General features: G+C 72.5%; 16 protein-coding genes and 1 pseudogene. 10 read left to right on the top strand and 7 right to left on the bottom strand.

Annotation, left to right across the window (positions count from 1 at the left end; all coding sequences use genetic code 11):
- Positions 1–23: 23 nt before the first annotated feature.
- Positions 24–1,526, bottom strand: a complete 1,503-nt coding sequence (locus ADK64_RS15925) for an APC family permease (RefSeq protein WP_053659378.1) — start codon at positions 1,524–1,526, stop codon at positions 24–26.
- 125 nt (positions 1,527–1,651) lie between these two features.
- On the opposite strand from ADK64_RS15925, the gene ADK64_RS15920 reads away from it, so the two are divergent.
- Together ADK64_RS15920 and ADK64_RS15915 are read left to right on the top strand one after the other, a co-directional pair.
- Positions 1,652–2,371 (top strand): TetR/AcrR family transcriptional regulator, encoded by a 720-nt coding sequence (locus ADK64_RS15920; protein ID WP_053659376.1) that lies wholly within the window; start codon positions 1,652–1,654, stop codon positions 2,369–2,371.
- A 44-nt stretch (positions 2,372–2,415) separates the two neighbouring features.
- Positions 2,416–2,880, top strand: a complete 465-nt coding sequence (locus ADK64_RS15915; protein WP_053659374.1) for a pyridoxamine 5'-phosphate oxidase family protein — start codon at positions 2,416–2,418, stop codon at positions 2,878–2,880.
- 38 nt (positions 2,881–2,918) lie between these two features.
- On the opposite strand, the gene ADK64_RS15910 is transcribed toward ADK64_RS15915, so the two are convergent.
- On the bottom strand, positions 2,919–3,221 hold the full coding sequence (locus tag ADK64_RS15910) for a DUF4235 domain-containing protein (protein ID WP_053659490.1): 303 nt from the start codon (positions 3,219–3,221) through the stop codon (positions 2,919–2,921).
- Between the two features lie 183 nt (positions 3,222–3,404).
- Positions 3,405–3,854, bottom strand: a complete 450-nt coding sequence (locus tag ADK64_RS15905; RefSeq protein ID WP_053659372.1) for a nitroreductase family deazaflavin-dependent oxidoreductase — start codon at positions 3,852–3,854, stop codon at positions 3,405–3,407.
- 209 nt (positions 3,855–4,063) lie between these two features.
- Here ADK64_RS15905 and ADK64_RS15900 point away from each other — a divergent pair.
- The 3 genes and pseudogenes from ADK64_RS15900 (at position 4,064) to ADK64_RS15890 (ending at position 6,156) form a co-directional block, all read left to right on the top strand.
- Positions 4,064–4,466: pseudogene (locus ADK64_RS15900) on the top strand (nuclear transport factor 2 family protein).
- Positions 4,467–4,713: 247 nt separating this feature from the next.
- Positions 4,714–5,943, top strand: coding sequence for a cytochrome P450 (locus ADK64_RS15895; protein WP_053659371.1), 1,230 nt, complete (start codon positions 4,714–4,716; stop codon positions 5,941–5,943).
- A gap of 12 nt (positions 5,944–5,955) precedes the next feature.
- Positions 5,956–6,156 (top strand): ferredoxin, encoded by a 201-nt coding sequence (locus ADK64_RS15890; RefSeq protein ID WP_053659369.1) that lies wholly within the window; start codon positions 5,956–5,958, stop codon positions 6,154–6,156.
- Here ADK64_RS15890 and ADK64_RS15885 read toward each other — a convergent pair.
- Positions 6,131–6,727, bottom strand: a complete 597-nt coding sequence (locus tag ADK64_RS15885; protein WP_053659367.1) for a TetR/AcrR family transcriptional regulator — start codon at positions 6,725–6,727, stop codon at positions 6,131–6,133. The two genes, ADK64_RS15890 and ADK64_RS15885, sit on opposite strands and share 26 nt — an antisense overlap.
- Positions 6,728–6,821: 94 nt before the next feature.
- Here ADK64_RS15885 and ADK64_RS15880 point away from each other — a divergent pair, with 94 nt between their 5' ends.
- Both ADK64_RS15880 and ADK64_RS15875 read left to right on the top strand, forming a co-directional pair.
- On the top strand, positions 6,822–7,280 hold the full coding sequence (locus ADK64_RS15880; RefSeq protein ID WP_053659365.1) for a nuclear transport factor 2 family protein: 459 nt from the start codon (positions 6,822–6,824) through the stop codon (positions 7,278–7,280).
- A 25-nt stretch (positions 7,281–7,305) separates the two neighbouring features.
- Positions 7,306–7,839 (top strand): flavoprotein, encoded by a 534-nt coding sequence (locus ADK64_RS15875; protein ID WP_053659363.1) that lies wholly within the window; start codon positions 7,306–7,308, stop codon positions 7,837–7,839.
- Positions 7,840–7,883: 44 nt separating this feature from the next.
- On the opposite strand, the gene ADK64_RS15870 is transcribed toward ADK64_RS15875, so the two are convergent.
- Both ADK64_RS15870 and ADK64_RS15865 read right to left on the bottom strand, forming a co-directional pair.
- A complete protein-coding gene (locus ADK64_RS15870) occupies positions 7,884–8,735 on the bottom strand; it encodes a hypothetical protein (protein WP_053659361.1) in 852 nt (283 codons plus the stop codon).
- A gap of 157 nt (positions 8,736–8,892) precedes the next feature.
- A complete protein-coding gene (locus ADK64_RS15865; protein ID WP_053659359.1) occupies positions 8,893–9,765 on the bottom strand; it encodes an endo alpha-1,4 polygalactosaminidase in 873 nt (290 codons plus the stop codon).
- A 140-nt stretch (positions 9,766–9,905) separates the two neighbouring features.
- Between ADK64_RS15865 and ADK64_RS15860 the strand changes: the two genes are divergently transcribed.
- Positions 9,906–10,874, top strand: coding sequence for an aldo/keto reductase (locus ADK64_RS15860; protein WP_053659357.1), 969 nt, complete (start codon positions 9,906–9,908; stop codon positions 10,872–10,874).
- A 21-nt stretch (positions 10,875–10,895) separates the two neighbouring features.
- Here ADK64_RS15860 and ADK64_RS15855 read toward each other — a convergent pair whose 3' ends face one another.
- A complete protein-coding gene (locus tag ADK64_RS15855) occupies positions 10,896–11,711 on the bottom strand; it encodes a phytanoyl-CoA dioxygenase family protein (protein ID WP_053659355.1) in 816 nt (271 codons plus the stop codon).
- Positions 11,712–11,798: 87 nt separating this feature from the next.
- Between ADK64_RS15855 and ADK64_RS15850 the strand changes: the two genes are divergently transcribed.
- Together ADK64_RS15850 and ADK64_RS43000 are read left to right on the top strand one after the other, a co-directional pair.
- On the top strand, positions 11,799–12,698 hold the full coding sequence (locus tag ADK64_RS15850; protein ID WP_053659352.1) for a helix-turn-helix domain-containing protein: 900 nt from the start codon (positions 11,799–11,801) through the stop codon (positions 12,696–12,698).
- 292 nt (positions 12,699–12,990) lie between these two features.
- Positions 12,991–14,716, top strand: a 1,726-nt coding sequence (locus ADK64_RS43000) for an RICIN domain-containing protein (RefSeq protein WP_053659350.1), incomplete at its 3' end; no start/stop codon positions are given.

Below are 14,716 nucleotides of genomic sequence, written 5' to 3'. Positions count from 1 at the left end.
CTGGAATCAGCTTTCTCGGTGGGTCAGTTGGGGGAGGAGAGCAGCTGGCGGGAGTCGGCGTCGGTGCCCTCGCCGGTGCGGAAGTACGGCGACCTGCGTACCCACTTCGCCCACGCGGCCACGACGAACCCGGAGGCGATCATCAGCAGCGGCATGAGCAGCAGGAACCAGCCGTTGTCGGCGCTGACCTCCAGATGGTCGGCGGAGCTGTAGAAGGACCAGCCGAGATACCCGCCGAGCCCGAGCAGCGCGGCCGCGCTCAGCGTGGGCAGCACCACCGCCCGCACGCCCAGCCGCCAGTCCTCGCGCAGCGCGGAACGGAAGCGCACGGCGGCGGCGAGCGCGGTCAGCGCGTACGACAGCGAGACGACGATCCCGACCGCGTTCACCGTCGCCGTGATCATGTCGGACAGGCGCGGGATCACCAGGGAGAGCACCGCCACCGCCACGGACAGCGCCCCGATCAGCAGCGTCCCGGCGGCCGGTGTCCCGTACCGGGGGCTGACCTTGGACCACACCGGCCCGAGGGTACGGTCCCGGCTCATCGCGAACATCCCGCGGGCCGTCGGGATGACCCCCGCCTGGAGCGAGGCCACCGCCGAGAACATCAGCGCCACCAGCGGCAGCACGGCCCACGGCTGACTCGCCAGCCGGTCCCCGAAGTACGCCAGCCCCTGCGCGCCATGATCGGCCAACTCCGGTTCGGACAGCACCCGTTGGAAGGCGACGGAGCCCAGCAGGAACACCCCGAGCATGGTCACCAGGGTGATCGTCCCGGCCCGCGAGGCGTCGCGCGGGTCGCGCACCTCCTCGTTGACGGTGAACGCGGCCTCGAACCCCCAGTAGCAGAACACCGACAGCAGCAGCCCCTGCGCCAGGGCGGACGCGGAGGGGATCGCGAAGGGGTCGAACCAGGCGAGCCGGAACGGGTGCGGGCCCATGGCGATGCCGTAGCCGCAGAACGCGAGCAGGACGGCGTACTCGAAGGCCAGCAGCCCGGTCTGCAGCCGGGCCGCCGTCCGTACGCCGGTCACGGCGGTCAGGGTGACGGCGACCAGCACCACGATGCCCAGCGCCGTCGTCTGCGCCGTCGAGCCCGGATCGAGCGCGAGCGAGCCGATCCGGTGCACCCCCGCCTCCCCGGCCAGCTGGAGCAGCGCCGAGCCGGTGACCGCGGTGGTGTAGGCGAGGAAGGCGACGCTCGCCACGCAGTTGACCCAGCCGACCGTGAAGCCGAGCCAGGGGCCGAGCGAACGGCCCACCCACACGTAGCCGTTGCCCGCGTTCGGCTCCACCCGGTTGAGCCGGGAGTAGGCGCCCGCGATGCCGAGCACCGGCAGGAACGCCAGCAGCATGATCGCCGGCAGATGCAGGCCTACGACCCCGGCCGTCACCCCGAGACCGATGCCGATGCTCGTGGTCGCGGCCGTGCTGGACGCGGCCACGGCGACGCCGTCCCGCACACTCAGGGACTTGCGCAGCTCGGGCTGCGCGGGGGGATCCACACCGAAGGGGGTCTCGCTCATCGCCGGCTCTCCGCTCGCACCGGGGGGCCTGGTCGGCCCCGGTGACCGCAGATGAAACCGCCCGTGCACTTCACAGGTCAACGGTGTTGTCATAAGGTGCCGGGCACGTCCGAGGGAGGACCGCCATGAGCGAACGCGTCGTACCGGCCGCCGACCGGCAGCGCCGGCGCCCCACCAAGCAGGGTGTCGTCCTGTCCGAGGAGCTGATCGTCGCCACCGCGCTGCGGCTGATCGAGGAGCACGGCGCCGACGCCCTGTCCGTGCGCCGCCTCGGCCGGGCCCTGGGAGCCGATCCCAGCTCGCTGTACCGGTACTTCCGGCACACCGACGATCTGATGCTGGCCGTCGCCGACGAACTGATCGGCCGCACCCTGCGCTCCTGGCGGCCGACCGGGGACTGGCTGGCCGACCTGCGCGAACTCGGTCTGCGGATGCACGCCGGCGCCCTCGCGCACCCCCGGGCCGCCATGCTCAGCGCCCATCGCGTCACCGGCCGGGCGCACGAGATCCAGGCCGTGGAGGCCGGTCTCGGGGTGCTGCGGGAGGCCGGGTTCCCGGACCCGGAGGCGGCGCGGATCTACCACGCGTTCATCGACCAGGCCCTCGCCTTCGGCGCCCTGGACTCGGCGGGCACGTCCCTGCCCCGGCCCGCGCGCGAGGCCGAGGCGGAGGTGTGGCGCGGCACCTACGGCCGGCTGCCCGCCGGCACCCATCCGCACATCGCGGCCACCTCCCGCCATCTGGTGTCCACCATGCGCGCCAGTTCCTACCCGGCCGCCCTCGACCTGCTCCTGACGGCCGCGCGGACACGCCTTGATCAATTCCGTGCGGACGGGGTCGGCTGACGGTCACACTGGACGGGATCCGTATCCCGAGGAGGCCGTACGCGATGACCCCACCGCCCGCCCGCACCGCCGCGGAGCGCACGAAGGACACCCTGCACCGGCTGGAGCACGACGTCGACGTCTGGGTGGCCAGCGCCGCCCCCGACGCCGGCGCTCCCCATCTCGTGCCGCTGTCCTTCGTGTGGGACGGCGCCACTTTGCTGATCGCCACCCCGGCCGGGAGCCCCACCGGCCGCAATCTCGTGGCCACCGGCCGGGCCCGCCTCGGCCTCGGCCCGACCCGGGACGTCGTCATGATCGAGGGCACCGCCCAGGCGGTGACCCCGCAGGACCTCCCCGAGGAGGACGCGGAGGTCTTCGCCGGCAAGACGGGCTTCGACCCCCGCCAACTCGCCACCCGCTACCTCTACTTCAGAATCCTGCCGCGACGCGTCCAGGCCTGGCGCGAGGCGAACGAGCTGGAGGGGCGGGAGCTGATGAGGGACGGGGAGTGGATCAGCGCCCCGTAGGGGCGCGGGCTGTGCCGAGGTGCGGCTGCCGCGCGGGCTCACCCCCGTCCCGCCCCCTCGCCGGCCACCGGCCACACCCCCGTGGACCGCGCGATGGCCTTCGCGCCCGTACGGTCCACGGCGCTGCGCACCACAGCGAAGATCGCGCCCTGCACCGCCGCGGCCAGCAGGATCTCGCCCCAGCCGCGGTCCTGGTCCAGGGCGTCGGGCGCGACGTCCTCGTGCCGGAACGCCTTCCACGCCTGGTGGAAGGCGAGACCGGCCACGGCGCCGCTCACCCAGCTGAGCGCGAGGCCGATGGGCTGGTAGACGAAGGGCAGCTTCTTCTTGTTCTTGGCCAGGGGGGACTTCTTCCTCGCCGGGCCACCCGCCCAGCGGGCCGCCCTTCGGGGCCACCCGTTCGCCAAGGGGCCCCGCCGCGACGGGGGAACGCGGCGGGGCCTGTGGCACGGGTGCCCGCCCGGAAACGGGTTCACACGTGTCCGACGTGGATTTTTCTGAATTCCGCCGGTGCCCGGCGCGAATCAGCTCTCGTCGAAGGGCTCCAGCACGAAGACCGGGATCTCACGCGAGGTCTTCTGCTGGTAGTCGGCGTACGGCGGGTACGCGGCCACGGCCCGCTCCCACCAGCGGGCCTTCTCCTCGCCGGTGACCTCACGGGCCCGCATGTCCTGCCTGACCGGCCCGTCCTGCAGCTCGACGTGCGGATCGGACGTGATGTTGAAGTACCAGACGGGGTGCTTGGGCGCGCCGCCCTGTGAGGCGACCACCGCGTACGCCCCGTCGTGCTCCACCCGCATCAACGGCGTCTTGCGGATCTTCCCGCTCTTCGCGCCCCGGGTCGTCAGGAGGATCACCGGCATCCCGGTGTCCATCAGCGTGGTGCCCTTCGTCCCGCCGGAGCTCTCGTACAGCTCGACCTGCTCGCGCACCCACTGCGCCGGGCTGGGCTCGTACTCACCCTCGAGAGGCATGGGATCCGTCCCCTTCGTCGGTCCAACGTCTGTCTGCCACCGGATCCAACACCGGCGGCCGCACGGATCATCCGTACCGCGGATTCCTTCCCCCGGACGGCCCTTGCCTCACAGGTCATCGCACTCCACCGCCACCCGACGGCACCGTGGTCACCACGCCCCGGTCACGCACCGCCCCGGTCACGCACCGGTCGGGGAGGAGTACACCCGTGTCCGTCACCCACACGACCCGCTCCGTCGTTGCACAGCCGCTCCGCGGGATCACCGCCGGCGACCCGGAGCGGATCGCCGAGCCGTACGCACAGGGCTGCGACCGGCGGCTGGACCGGCCGGAAGACGAGCACAACCGCCCCGGCGTCCCATGGCTCCGGCACCGCCACCCGCGCCGACGCCGCCGCCCACTACCGGGAACCGGCCGCCCACCACGGCCCGGAGCGGGTGGGCGCGAGCGTCGAGCGGATCCCGGCCGACGGCGAGGACGCGGTGCTCCTCGGCGTCGGCCGGCGGACGGCGGCACCCACGGGACGCGCCTGCAGGGCCCGGTTCGCCCCGCACCTCGCCGTACGGGACGGCCTGGTCGTACGACACCACGTGGACGAGGACAGCCTCTGAGTTGCCCGCGCCTTCACGCCGGAGCGGAGTCGTACTCTGGAGTCATGACCGGCCACCCGGGCCGACCCACCGTCGGTGGCCCGCGGCGCGGTCCCGCCGGATCGGGCCGGTTCCAGCCCCTCGCACCCCTCTTCTTCGGCCAGATCCCACGGATCACCGAAGTGGCCGAACTTCGCGTGGACCTATAGGTGCCTCGGGCATCTAATGAAGATCGGCACCACGCACTTCTTCGTCTGCGAGGTATTCCATGACGGAACTGACGGACACCACCGTCCCGGCGACCCCGGCCGAACCCGTCGCCTTCCCGCAGGACCGCACCTGCCCCTACCACCCCCCTGTCGGATACGAGCCGCTGCGCGACGGGCGAGCCCTGTCCCGCATCACTCTCTTCGACGGCCGCGAGGTCTGGGCGGTCACGGCGCACGCCACCGCGCGCGCCCTGCTCGCCGACCCCCGGCTGTCCGCCGACCGCCGTCGTCCCGACTTCCCCGTACCCACCGAACGCTTCCAGGGCGTCCGGGACCGTCGGGTGGCCCTGCTCGGGATGGACGACCCCGAACACAACCAGCAGCGGCGGATGATGATCCCGCCGTTCACCGTCAAGCGCGCCACCGAGCTGCGGCCCTGGATCCAGCGGGTCGTGGACGAGCTGCTGGACGCGATGATCGCCCAGGGACCGCCCGCCGAACTGGTCTCCGCGTTCGCGCTGCCCGTGCCGTCGACCGTGATCTGCGGCCTGCTCGGCGTGCCGTACGCCGACCACGAGTTCTTCGAGGAGCAGTCCCGCAGACTGCTGCGCGGCCCGACGGCCGCCGTCACCCAGGACGCCCGCGTGCGGCTGGAGGAGTACCTCGGCGCTCTGATCGACGACAAGGCGGAGGCGGCCGAGCCCGGCGACGGCATCCTCGACAGCCTCGTCCACCGCCAGTTGCGCGAGGGCGCCCTGGACCGTGCCGAACTCGTCTCCCTGGCCGTCATCCTGCTGGTCGCGGGCCACGAGACGACCGCCAACATGATCTCGCTGGGCACGTTCACGCTGCTCCAGCACCCCGACCGGCTGGCCGAGCTGCGCGCCGACCCGGCACTGCTGCCCGCCGCTGTCGAGGAGCTGATGCGGATGCTCTCCATCGCGGAGGGGCTGCAACGGGTGGCGCTGGAGGACATCGAGATCGCCGGCCATACGATCCGGGCCGGGGAGGGTGTGCTCTTCTCGACCTCGGTGATCAACCGCGACCCGGCCCAGTTCGAGGACCCCGACCGCCTGGACTTCCACCGCTCCGCCCGCCACCACGTGGCGTTCGGCTTCGGTATTCACCAGTGTCTGGGACAGAACCTGGCCCGCGCCGAGCTGGAGGTCGCCCTCGGCAGCCTGCTGTCCCGGCTGCCCGGCCTCCGGCTGGCCGTGCCGGCCGAGGAGATCCCCTTCAAGCGGGGCGACACGATCCAGGGGATGCTGGAACTCCCCGTGACCTGGTAAGAGGCTCAGCTCATGCACATCGAGATCGACAGGGACGTCTGTATCGGCGCGGGGCAGTGCGCCCTCACCGCTCCGGGTGTCTTCACCCAGGACGACGACGGCTTCAGCACCCTGCTCCCCGGCCGGGAGGACGGTGCGGGCGACCCGATGGTCAAGGAGGCGGCCCGCGCCTGTCCGGTCGGCGCGATCAAGGTGTCGGAGACGGTCGGCTGATCCCGTCCGGTCCGGCGGCCGTCACCAGTACCCGCGCCGCCTCGCGGGCCTCGGCCGCCGGCCGTGTGTCCCCGGTGATGCCCGCCGTGACCATGGCCCCCTCGGCCAGCAGGAACAGGGGGCCGGTCAGCGCGGCGGGCAGCCCGGCGGCGTCCACGAGCGCGGCGAGCCAGCTCCGGAACGCCTCCTTGTGGGCGCGCACCTGCTCCGTCACCAGGGCCGACGTGGCGCCCAGTTCGCCGTAGGCGTTGATCCAGGCGCAGCCGCGGAAGTCGTCCTCGCCGAACCATTCCTCCAACCAGTCGAACACGGCCGGGATCCGCTCCCGCGGGTCCCGCTGCCGTGCGACGTGCTCGGCGAGGCGCCGGCGCCAGTGCTCGTCCCGCCGGGCCAGATAGCCCGCGACGAGCTGCTCCTTGGTCGGGAACAGCTGGTAGAGCCGCTTGAGTGACAGCCCGGAGGCGCCGCGCAGTTCGTCCATGCCAACGGACTGGATACCCCGGGCGTAGAACAGCTCCTCCGCGGCGTCGAGTGCCTTGTCCCGGGCGAGCGCGGGGTCCCTCGGCGGCATCTCTGCTCCTTGACGTGAGAACGGTCGTTCTCCTACCGTAGCAGCCAGGTGGAGAACGTTCGTTCTCCAGTGTTGTCCAGCCGAGGAGGAGATCATGGCCGACCGCCCGCCCCTGCCGCCGTTCACCCGCGGGACCGCCGCGCAGAAGGTCCAGGCCGCCGAGGACGCCTGGAACACCCGCGACCCGCACCGGGTGGCGCTCGCCTATTCCGGGGACTCGGTCTGGCGCAACCGCGACACCTTCGTCACCGGACGCGCCGAGATCGTCGCGTTCCTGACCGCCAAGTGGCAGCGCGAGCACGAGTACGCGTTGCGCAAGGACCTCTGGGCCTTCGACGGCAACCGCATCGCCGTCCGTTTCCAGTACGAGTGCCGGGACGCCGGCGGACAGTGGTGGCGCTCCTACGGCAACGAGCTGTGGGAGTTCGACGAGCACGGCCTGATGACCCGGCGCGAGGCCAGCATCAACGACGTCGCCATCGAGGAGCGCGAGCGCCGTATCTTCGGCCCCCGCCCCGAGGCCGAGCGAGGGGCGACCTTCCCGCTTCGGTAGGGATCGCCTTCAGTAGGGTTCCCGGATGACTCGACAGGCCGCGAAGCCCTTCCTCTACGTCGTCGTCTGCGCGGCAGGCATCGCCTCCGGCGTCGACCGGCTGATCACCGCCGCGCAGGAGCGGAACTGGGAGGTCGGCGTCATCGCGACACCGGTCGCCATGGGCGGCTTCTTCGACACCGGGGCCGTGGCGGCGCGGACCGGCCGTCCCGTGCGGTCGGCCTGGCGCTCCCCGGCCGACCCGCGCCCGTTCCCGCCGCCGGACGCCGTGGCGGTCGCGCCCGCCACCTTCAACACCGTCAACAAATGGGCGGCCGGCATCGCCGACACGCTCGCCCTCGGCACCCTGTGCGAGGCCACGGGCCTGGGCATACCCATGGCGGTCCTGCCCTGTGTGGCGGACGCCCTGGCCGCCCATCCCGCCTACCGGGACAGCCTGGCCCGCCTGCACGCGATGGGCGTCCGCTTCGGTGAGCCCTACAACGGCGAAGTCCGGCCGGACGGCAGCCGGCCGGACTTCGCCTGGGAGCGGGCACTGGACCTGCTCCGGCCGCTCTGAGCAGTGCCGCGCCCCTTCGCCTCGCGGCACTGCCCAGGGAGCGCTCAGCGGCAGGTCAGCTTCGGACCCTCCAGCATGGCCCCGGTGTACATGCTCTGGCCCTGCGGCACCCAGTAGCCGAGCTTCGACACCACCGTGGAGCACTTCGCCCCGACGGTGACCCGGACCTTGATCTTCTCCGGGTGGCCGGGCTGGAGCTCGGTCACCGTGCAGTCCAGGGCGTGCGCCAGCCGGGTGTTCGCCGGGTACCGGCCCACCAGCGGGTTCACACAGCGGCGGTCGGCGCTGCGGATCTGCACGCCGCTCTTCTCCTCGCCGATCATGCCCAGGCGCGCGTTTCCGTCGCCCTGGTCACTGTCGCGGCGGATCGTGTACGTCACCGTCGTCGTGGCGTTGCGGCGCAGCACCGGGTTGTCGGCGGTGACGACGTGCGTGGCCTTCGTCAGGGGCGCGGTCAGCGGCACGGTGGCCCGCACCTTGCCCGTCAGGTCGACCCCGGCGGGCACCGACCGCACCCGAACGGTGGCGGAGATCTCGTACGCACCCGGACCCGCGTACAGCCGTGAGCCGGGCAGTGACCCGGTGCCCAGCGACTTGCCGGCGCGGTGCACCTCCCAGGTCCCCTCGGTACGGCAGACGTACTGGACCTTGGCGGCGGCGCCCTGGCAGACCGCCGGGGCCGTGATGTTCAGCCGCGGGGAGCCGCTGTCCGCGCACAGGCTGACCTGGGCCTGCTCACCGTGCGAGCCGTGCAGGGTGCCCGCGGCCGCGCACAGTGTGCCCGGTGTCTCGGGTGCCGAGGCGGCGGCGGTCTGGCCCCAGGCGGGGGTGACGAGGGCCAGGGGCAGCAGCGCTGCCCCGGCCAGTGTTCTGAGCGTGGTGGAACGTGTCGGCACCGCGATTCCTCCGAGGCGGCCGTGACCGGCCGGATGCCGGTCGTCTGCCGCCGAGGATGAGCCGACAGTACGACGATCCGTCGGCTCCCACGCCGGACGGTCACCTGAGGGCAGCAATCGCCCCGACCCGTTCGGCAGCTCCCCGGAGGGACCCCGGCTAGCGCACCTTTCGGACGTAGTGCGCGCTGCCCGGAGTGGTGACGTCCCGGTCCCGCCGCACGATGCTCAGCCGCTTCCCCCAGTGGGCGAGCGCCGAGCGCAGACCGCTGTCGGTGTACTCGATGTCCAGGACCCGGTCGTCGAACGCCTTCGCGTACACCCCGCACTCGTCGTACTGGCCGCACTCCTCCGCCACCGCGAAGTCCAGCCCGGCCCGCTCGTGCGCACCGGCCAGTTCTGCGGTGTTCTTCTGCGCGACGGCCAGGTGCCGGGCGTGCGCGTGCCGGGACAGCAGGGTCATGAACGCGGTCGCGTCGGACGCGGTCAGCAGGTGGTGGGAGCGGGTGTAGCTGTCGTAGTTGTCCGGCTCGACGGCGTCGAAGCCCTTGCGCGCGCAGCCGTCGATCCACCGGTTCACCCGCGCGGCCACCCGCGTCCGTCCGGCCGGGGTGCCGATGTCGAGCAGCTGCTCGTTCCAGTCCTCGTCGATGACGGCCTTGCCGTGCGCGTCGCGCAGCAGCAGATCGGCCGGCCAGGCGGAGCGCTCGTCGGGCTGGGCCTGGAACGCGTTGACGTAACAGATGTTGTACAGGCCCGGTGCGGGGGAGTCGGAGCGGTCGCGGCTGACGATCCGCACCCCCTTCGGCGGCGGATACGCGCCGCCGATCTGGTAGTCGAACCCGGCATGGCGCGGCGGCAGCCGCACCGCGGTGCCCCGCGTCGGCGAGCCGCCCGCGTCCTTGCCGGGTGCGTCGCCGGAACCGCCGGCGGTGCAGCCGGCCAGGGCCGACACGGTGACGATCAGGGTCGCTGCCAGGGCGCCGGCGGTCCTTCGGGAGCCCGCGGCGCGGAGAACACCCGTGGGGGGCAAGTCCGCTCCATCCTGCCCACGCCGGGCGGCGCGGCACGTGTCAGGATCAAATCGCCCGCGTGTTCTCATCGTCAAGTCGGTGCCCGGTCACGTCGTAGGCTCGTTCGTGACCATCGTTTCCGACGGCGGGAGCAGCAACGATGCAGTACGTGAAGCTCGGTTCCACCGGCCTGGACGTGTCGCGGATCTGTCTGGGCTGCATGACCTACGGTCTGCCCGACCGCGGTGTCCACGAGTGGACCCTCGACGCGGAGGCGTCCCGTCCCCTCATCCGGCAGGCGCTGGAGGCGGGCATCAACTTCTTCGACACCGCCAACGTCTACTCCGACGGCACCAGCGAGGAGATCGTCGGCAAGGCCCTGCGCGACTTCGCGAACCGCGACGAGATCGTGCTGGCCACCAAGCTGAACGGCCGGATGCGGCCGGGTCCCAACGGGGCCGGGCTGTCCCGCAAGGCCGTGATGACCGAGATCGACCACAGCCTGCGCCGCCTCGGCACCGACTACGTGGACCTCTACCAGATCCACCGCTACGACCACGCGACTCCCGTCGAGGAGACGATGGAGGCGCTGCACGACCTGGTCAAGGCGGGCAAGGTCCGCTACATCGGGGCGAGTTCGATGTACGCATGGGAGTTCTCCAAGGCGCAGTACACGGCCGAGCGGCACGGCTGGACGAAGTTCGTGTCCATGCAGAACCACTACAACCTGCTCTACCGCGAGGAGGAGCGGGAGATGCTGCCGCTCTGCGCGGACCAGGGTGTCGGTGTGCTGCCGTGGAGCCCGCTCGCCCGTGGCCGGCTCACCCGCGACTGGGGCACGGTCACCGGGCGCAGCGCCAACGACAACTTCGGCGGCCGGCTGTACCTGGACAGCGACCGCTCGATCGTCGAGGCCGTCACCCGGATCGCGCAGGCACGCGGCGTCCCCCGCGCCCAGGTGGCCCTCGCCTGGCTGCTCCGTCAGCGCACGGTGGCGGCCCCGATCGTGGGCGCGGCCAAGCCGCACCACATCGAGGACGCGGTGGCGGCGGTCGAACTAGAGCTGAGCGAGAAGGAGTTGGCTGAACTGGAGCAGCCGTACACGCCACGGGCGATCAGCGGTCACTGAAGCGCCCCGACGGGGTACGGCCTAACCGGCGGAGCCCGCGTGCGGTACGAACTCGGTACCGCACGGTCCAGCCCCTTCGCTCACCGGCAGCGGCACCCGCTCGCCACGCATCGTCACGGTCCGGTAGTGGGCCCCGATCCGCTCGGCCGAGCGGCCCACGTAGTGCCCGATGAACGAGCGCCGGAAGCGGTCGCCGGAGCGGTTGGGCCCGGAGCCGTGCACCAGGCTGCCGTTGAAGAACAGTACGTCCCCCGGCGCCAGGTCCACCGGCACCGGCGCGAGTCCGGTCGGCGGCGGGACGTACTCGCGGGCGAACGACCGCCCCTCGTCGGCGAGTTCCGGACAGAACAGGTCCATGCGGTGGGTGCCCGGGACGACTTCGAGACCGCCGTTGTCCCGGTCGATCGGCTCGCACGCCACCCACGCGGCCACACACGTCCCCGGCTCGACGCGCAGATAGAAGTTGTCCTGGTGCAGCGCCTGCCCGCGTGCCCCGGGCGGCTTGAAGTAGAACATGCTCTGTGCGGCCAGCACCTCCTCGCCGAACAGCGTCTCCAGTACGGCCCGCAGCCGGGCGTCCAGCAGGAACTCCCGTGCCGGGGCACTGAATTCGTGCGGTTGCATCACCCGGGGATACCGGTGCAGCGGGTCCGGGTCGGCCGGGCGGGGAGCGAAGTGCCCCGGCACCGGACCGGCCGCGTGCAGCGCCGCGAAGACGGCACAAAGCCGCTCGGTCTCGACCCGGGTGAACAGGCCGGGTACGACGGTGAATCCGTCCTCCTCGAACCGCTGCCGGAGTGTCCCGGGCGGGATGGCGCCGTTGTCCGTGGCTGTCATGTGTTCGCTCCTGATGTTCGGTGGAAGCCTGACGGGAGTCCGATGGTCACGTGTCCGCCACGCTAGGGTGGCGCGTCCGGCGGGAGGATGCCTGTGCGTGCTGAGGAACTGCCCGGGACGGCTGCCGCCGGTGATCCCTCCCCGCCGCCCGGACTGGTGGTGACCGGCCGTTACGACCAGGGTCCGGGCTATGCGGTCAACCGGCCCGGAGGGTCGGCCAGTTGGCTGTTCACGTTCACCACGGGCGGGCACGGCCTGCTCCGCCAGGGCACCGCCGGCACCCGGGCCGGTGCCGGGGATCTGGTGGTCCTCGCGCCCGGCACCGGCCACCGTTACACGGTCGCGCCCGGCGCCGGGCGCTGGCGGTTCTGGTGGACGCACTGCCAGGCCCGTCCGTCCTGGACTTCCTGGCTAGCCCCGTACGCCGTGGGCGACGGTCTGTACGCCGTGCCGTCCGTCTCCGGCGCCCTGCACGACCGGATCGCGGCGGCCTTCGACCGGATGCTCGCCGGCGCCCGGGGACCGGCTCCCGGCGTGCCGCGCGAGCCGGAGCCGGTGGTCGTGGCCGCGGGCGGTCCGGAGCGGGAGTTGGCGCTGTGCGCGCTGGAGGAAGCCGTCCTGCTCGCCGTCCTCGGCGCCCGGACTCCCGTGTGCGCACCGGAGGCCGATGCCCGGGTGCGCCGTGCCGAGGAGCTGATCGCCGTCGACCCCGGCGCACCGCACACCGTGCGCTCGCTCGCCGAGAGCGTCGCGCTGTCACCGTCCCGCTTCGCGCACCTCTTCACCCTCCGCACCGGCCGGTCCCCGATGCGGGCCCTGCGCGAGGCCCGGCTGCGGCAAGCGGCCCGGCTCCTGCGGGCCACCGACCTGACGGTGGAGCGGGTGGCGGCCGCATCCGGATTCCCGAGCCCCCACCACTTCAGCCGGGTCTTCCGGGAGCGCTACGGGGTGCCGCCCGGCGCCTACCGGGCGGGTGGACGGCGGTAAGGGGAGGAAATGGTTTACCCCGGCCTGCTTTCTTTGACGAAATGTCAATAGAAGACCTTCCGTGCGGAATGCAGAAAAGCGTGAGATCCCTTGTTCCAAAGTGCCGCGCTGTGCAAAAGTGTGCGCTGTCGGCGTGCAGGCAAATACTTTCCCCGCTGCATGCGTCAGGTCGCTCCCCGTACACCCCTCACGCTTCAAAAGAGCCGCCTCAGGTGGACGTTCGAGCTGCCCCATCACCTCCCCATACTCGTTGGTATGGACTATCCCGAATCGCTTCTGGAGGAATGCGGCCGTGAATGAGGCAGGCCTGTCGGACGAGCGACTGAGTGCCGAACTGAGGAAGTGGACCGGGGTGACTCCCGCGCTCCATCCCGTCGGTGAACTCCTCGACCGGCACTGGGAATCGGCCTTCGCCTACGCCCGGTTGTGCACGGACGGCACGCGCGCCGCCGGCATGCTCACGACCGCCGCCTTCACCCGGCTCTTCGGCGCCTCGCTCCGGCAGGCAGGTCCGAGCGCCGCCTGGCGCCCGCAGGTGCTGGTCACCGTCCGCCGGATCGCGGCCGAGTGGGACACCGACGGCCGCCGGGAACTCCTCCACCCGGAGCTGCGGTCCGCCGCCACCGGTGAGCGCGCCGCCGCCCGGCTGCTGCCGCCGCCCGGCCGACGGCTGCTGTCCCGCGCCTTCCAGCGGGTGCCCCAGACCTCCCGCGCCGTGCTGTGGCACGCGGAGGTCGAGGCCGAGCCGCTCCTCGTACCCGCGGTCCTGCTCGGCCTGGACGAGGAGGACATCCGCGTCGAACTGCGCCGGGCCCGCGAGCGGCTGCGCGAGGAGTGTCTCCAGGTCCACCGCGAACTCGCCCCCGAGGACGAGTGCCAGCGCTATCTGCGCATGCTCGACGTCACGTTCCGGCGCGACGGTGTCGACCTGGACCCGGATCTGGGCCGGCATCTGGCCCGCTGCACCCACTGCCGCCGGACCGCCGACCAACTCGCGGCGTTCAACGGCGGATTGGGGCTCACGCTGGCCGAGGCGGTCCTCGGCTGGGGCGCCCGTGCCTATGTGGAGTCCCGGGCGAACCGCACCGAGGAACCGCCCGCACCCGCCCCGGACCCCGCGTCCGTGGCACCCCCGTCCGGCGAGGCCTTCACCTTCGCCGAGCCCGCCGACGGCGACGGCTGCGCCGCGCCCACCGGCCGCAGAGCCTCCCCACGGTCCACGCGCCGGCGCGGCCCCGCCGCGTCCGCGCACCGCCCCGACGCCACCACCGCGACCGCCGTACCCGTCACCTCCCGCCGTTCGGCCCACCGGGCCGCCCGCCGCGCCCGGCGCCGTCACCTCGCCCTGGCCGTCGGGGCCGTCAGCGCACTGGTCGTCCTGCCCCTGGTGGTGTGGTCGGCGCTCGACTCCGGCGGCGGCGCGGCCCCGGCCGGGGGCGGCAGCTCCTCCCGGGCGCCGGGCAGGGGCGGTTCGAGTCCCGGGGCGTCCTGGGCCGGTGCGAGCGCCGCCGGGCAGGGCGCGCTGCACGGGCGGCTGCACAACCTCGCCTCCGGGCTGTGCGTCGGCGTCGTCGGCGGCAAGGCCGTCAAGGGCGCCGAGACCGAACTCGCCACCTGCGGTGCGACGCCGAGCCAGCAGTGGACGTACGAGACCGACGGACTGCTGCGCAACTCCGCCGCGCCCGACCTGTGTCTCGACTCGCACCTCGGCTACTCGGTCCAGCTCGCGCCCTGCTCGGCCACCGGCGCCGCCGCCCGGAACATCCGCTACGACTTCACCCTCCAGGGTGTCCTCGTGCCCCGATGGAACCAGGAGCTGGCGCTCACCCCGGCCGCCACCGACGGCTCCGGCGCCCTGGTGCTCAAGGACCGCGCCACCGGCACCGACCAGCGCTGGACCGTCGACACGGCCCGGCCCGAGCTGCAGATGCAGAACGTCAACTGGGACAGCGACAGCGGCCCTTCGCCGGCCGCGACCTCCCGGCCCGCGACCCCCCGGGCGACGCCCACCCCCAAGG

Origin of the sequence: Streptomyces sp. MMG1121 (assembly GCF_001280015.1) — a bacterium.
Classification (GTDB): Bacteria; Actinomycetota; Actinomycetes; order Streptomycetales; family Streptomycetaceae; genus Streptomyces.
The sequence above is the reverse complement of the archived record's forward strand: the minus strand, read 5'-3'. Positions and strand labels throughout refer to the sequence as shown.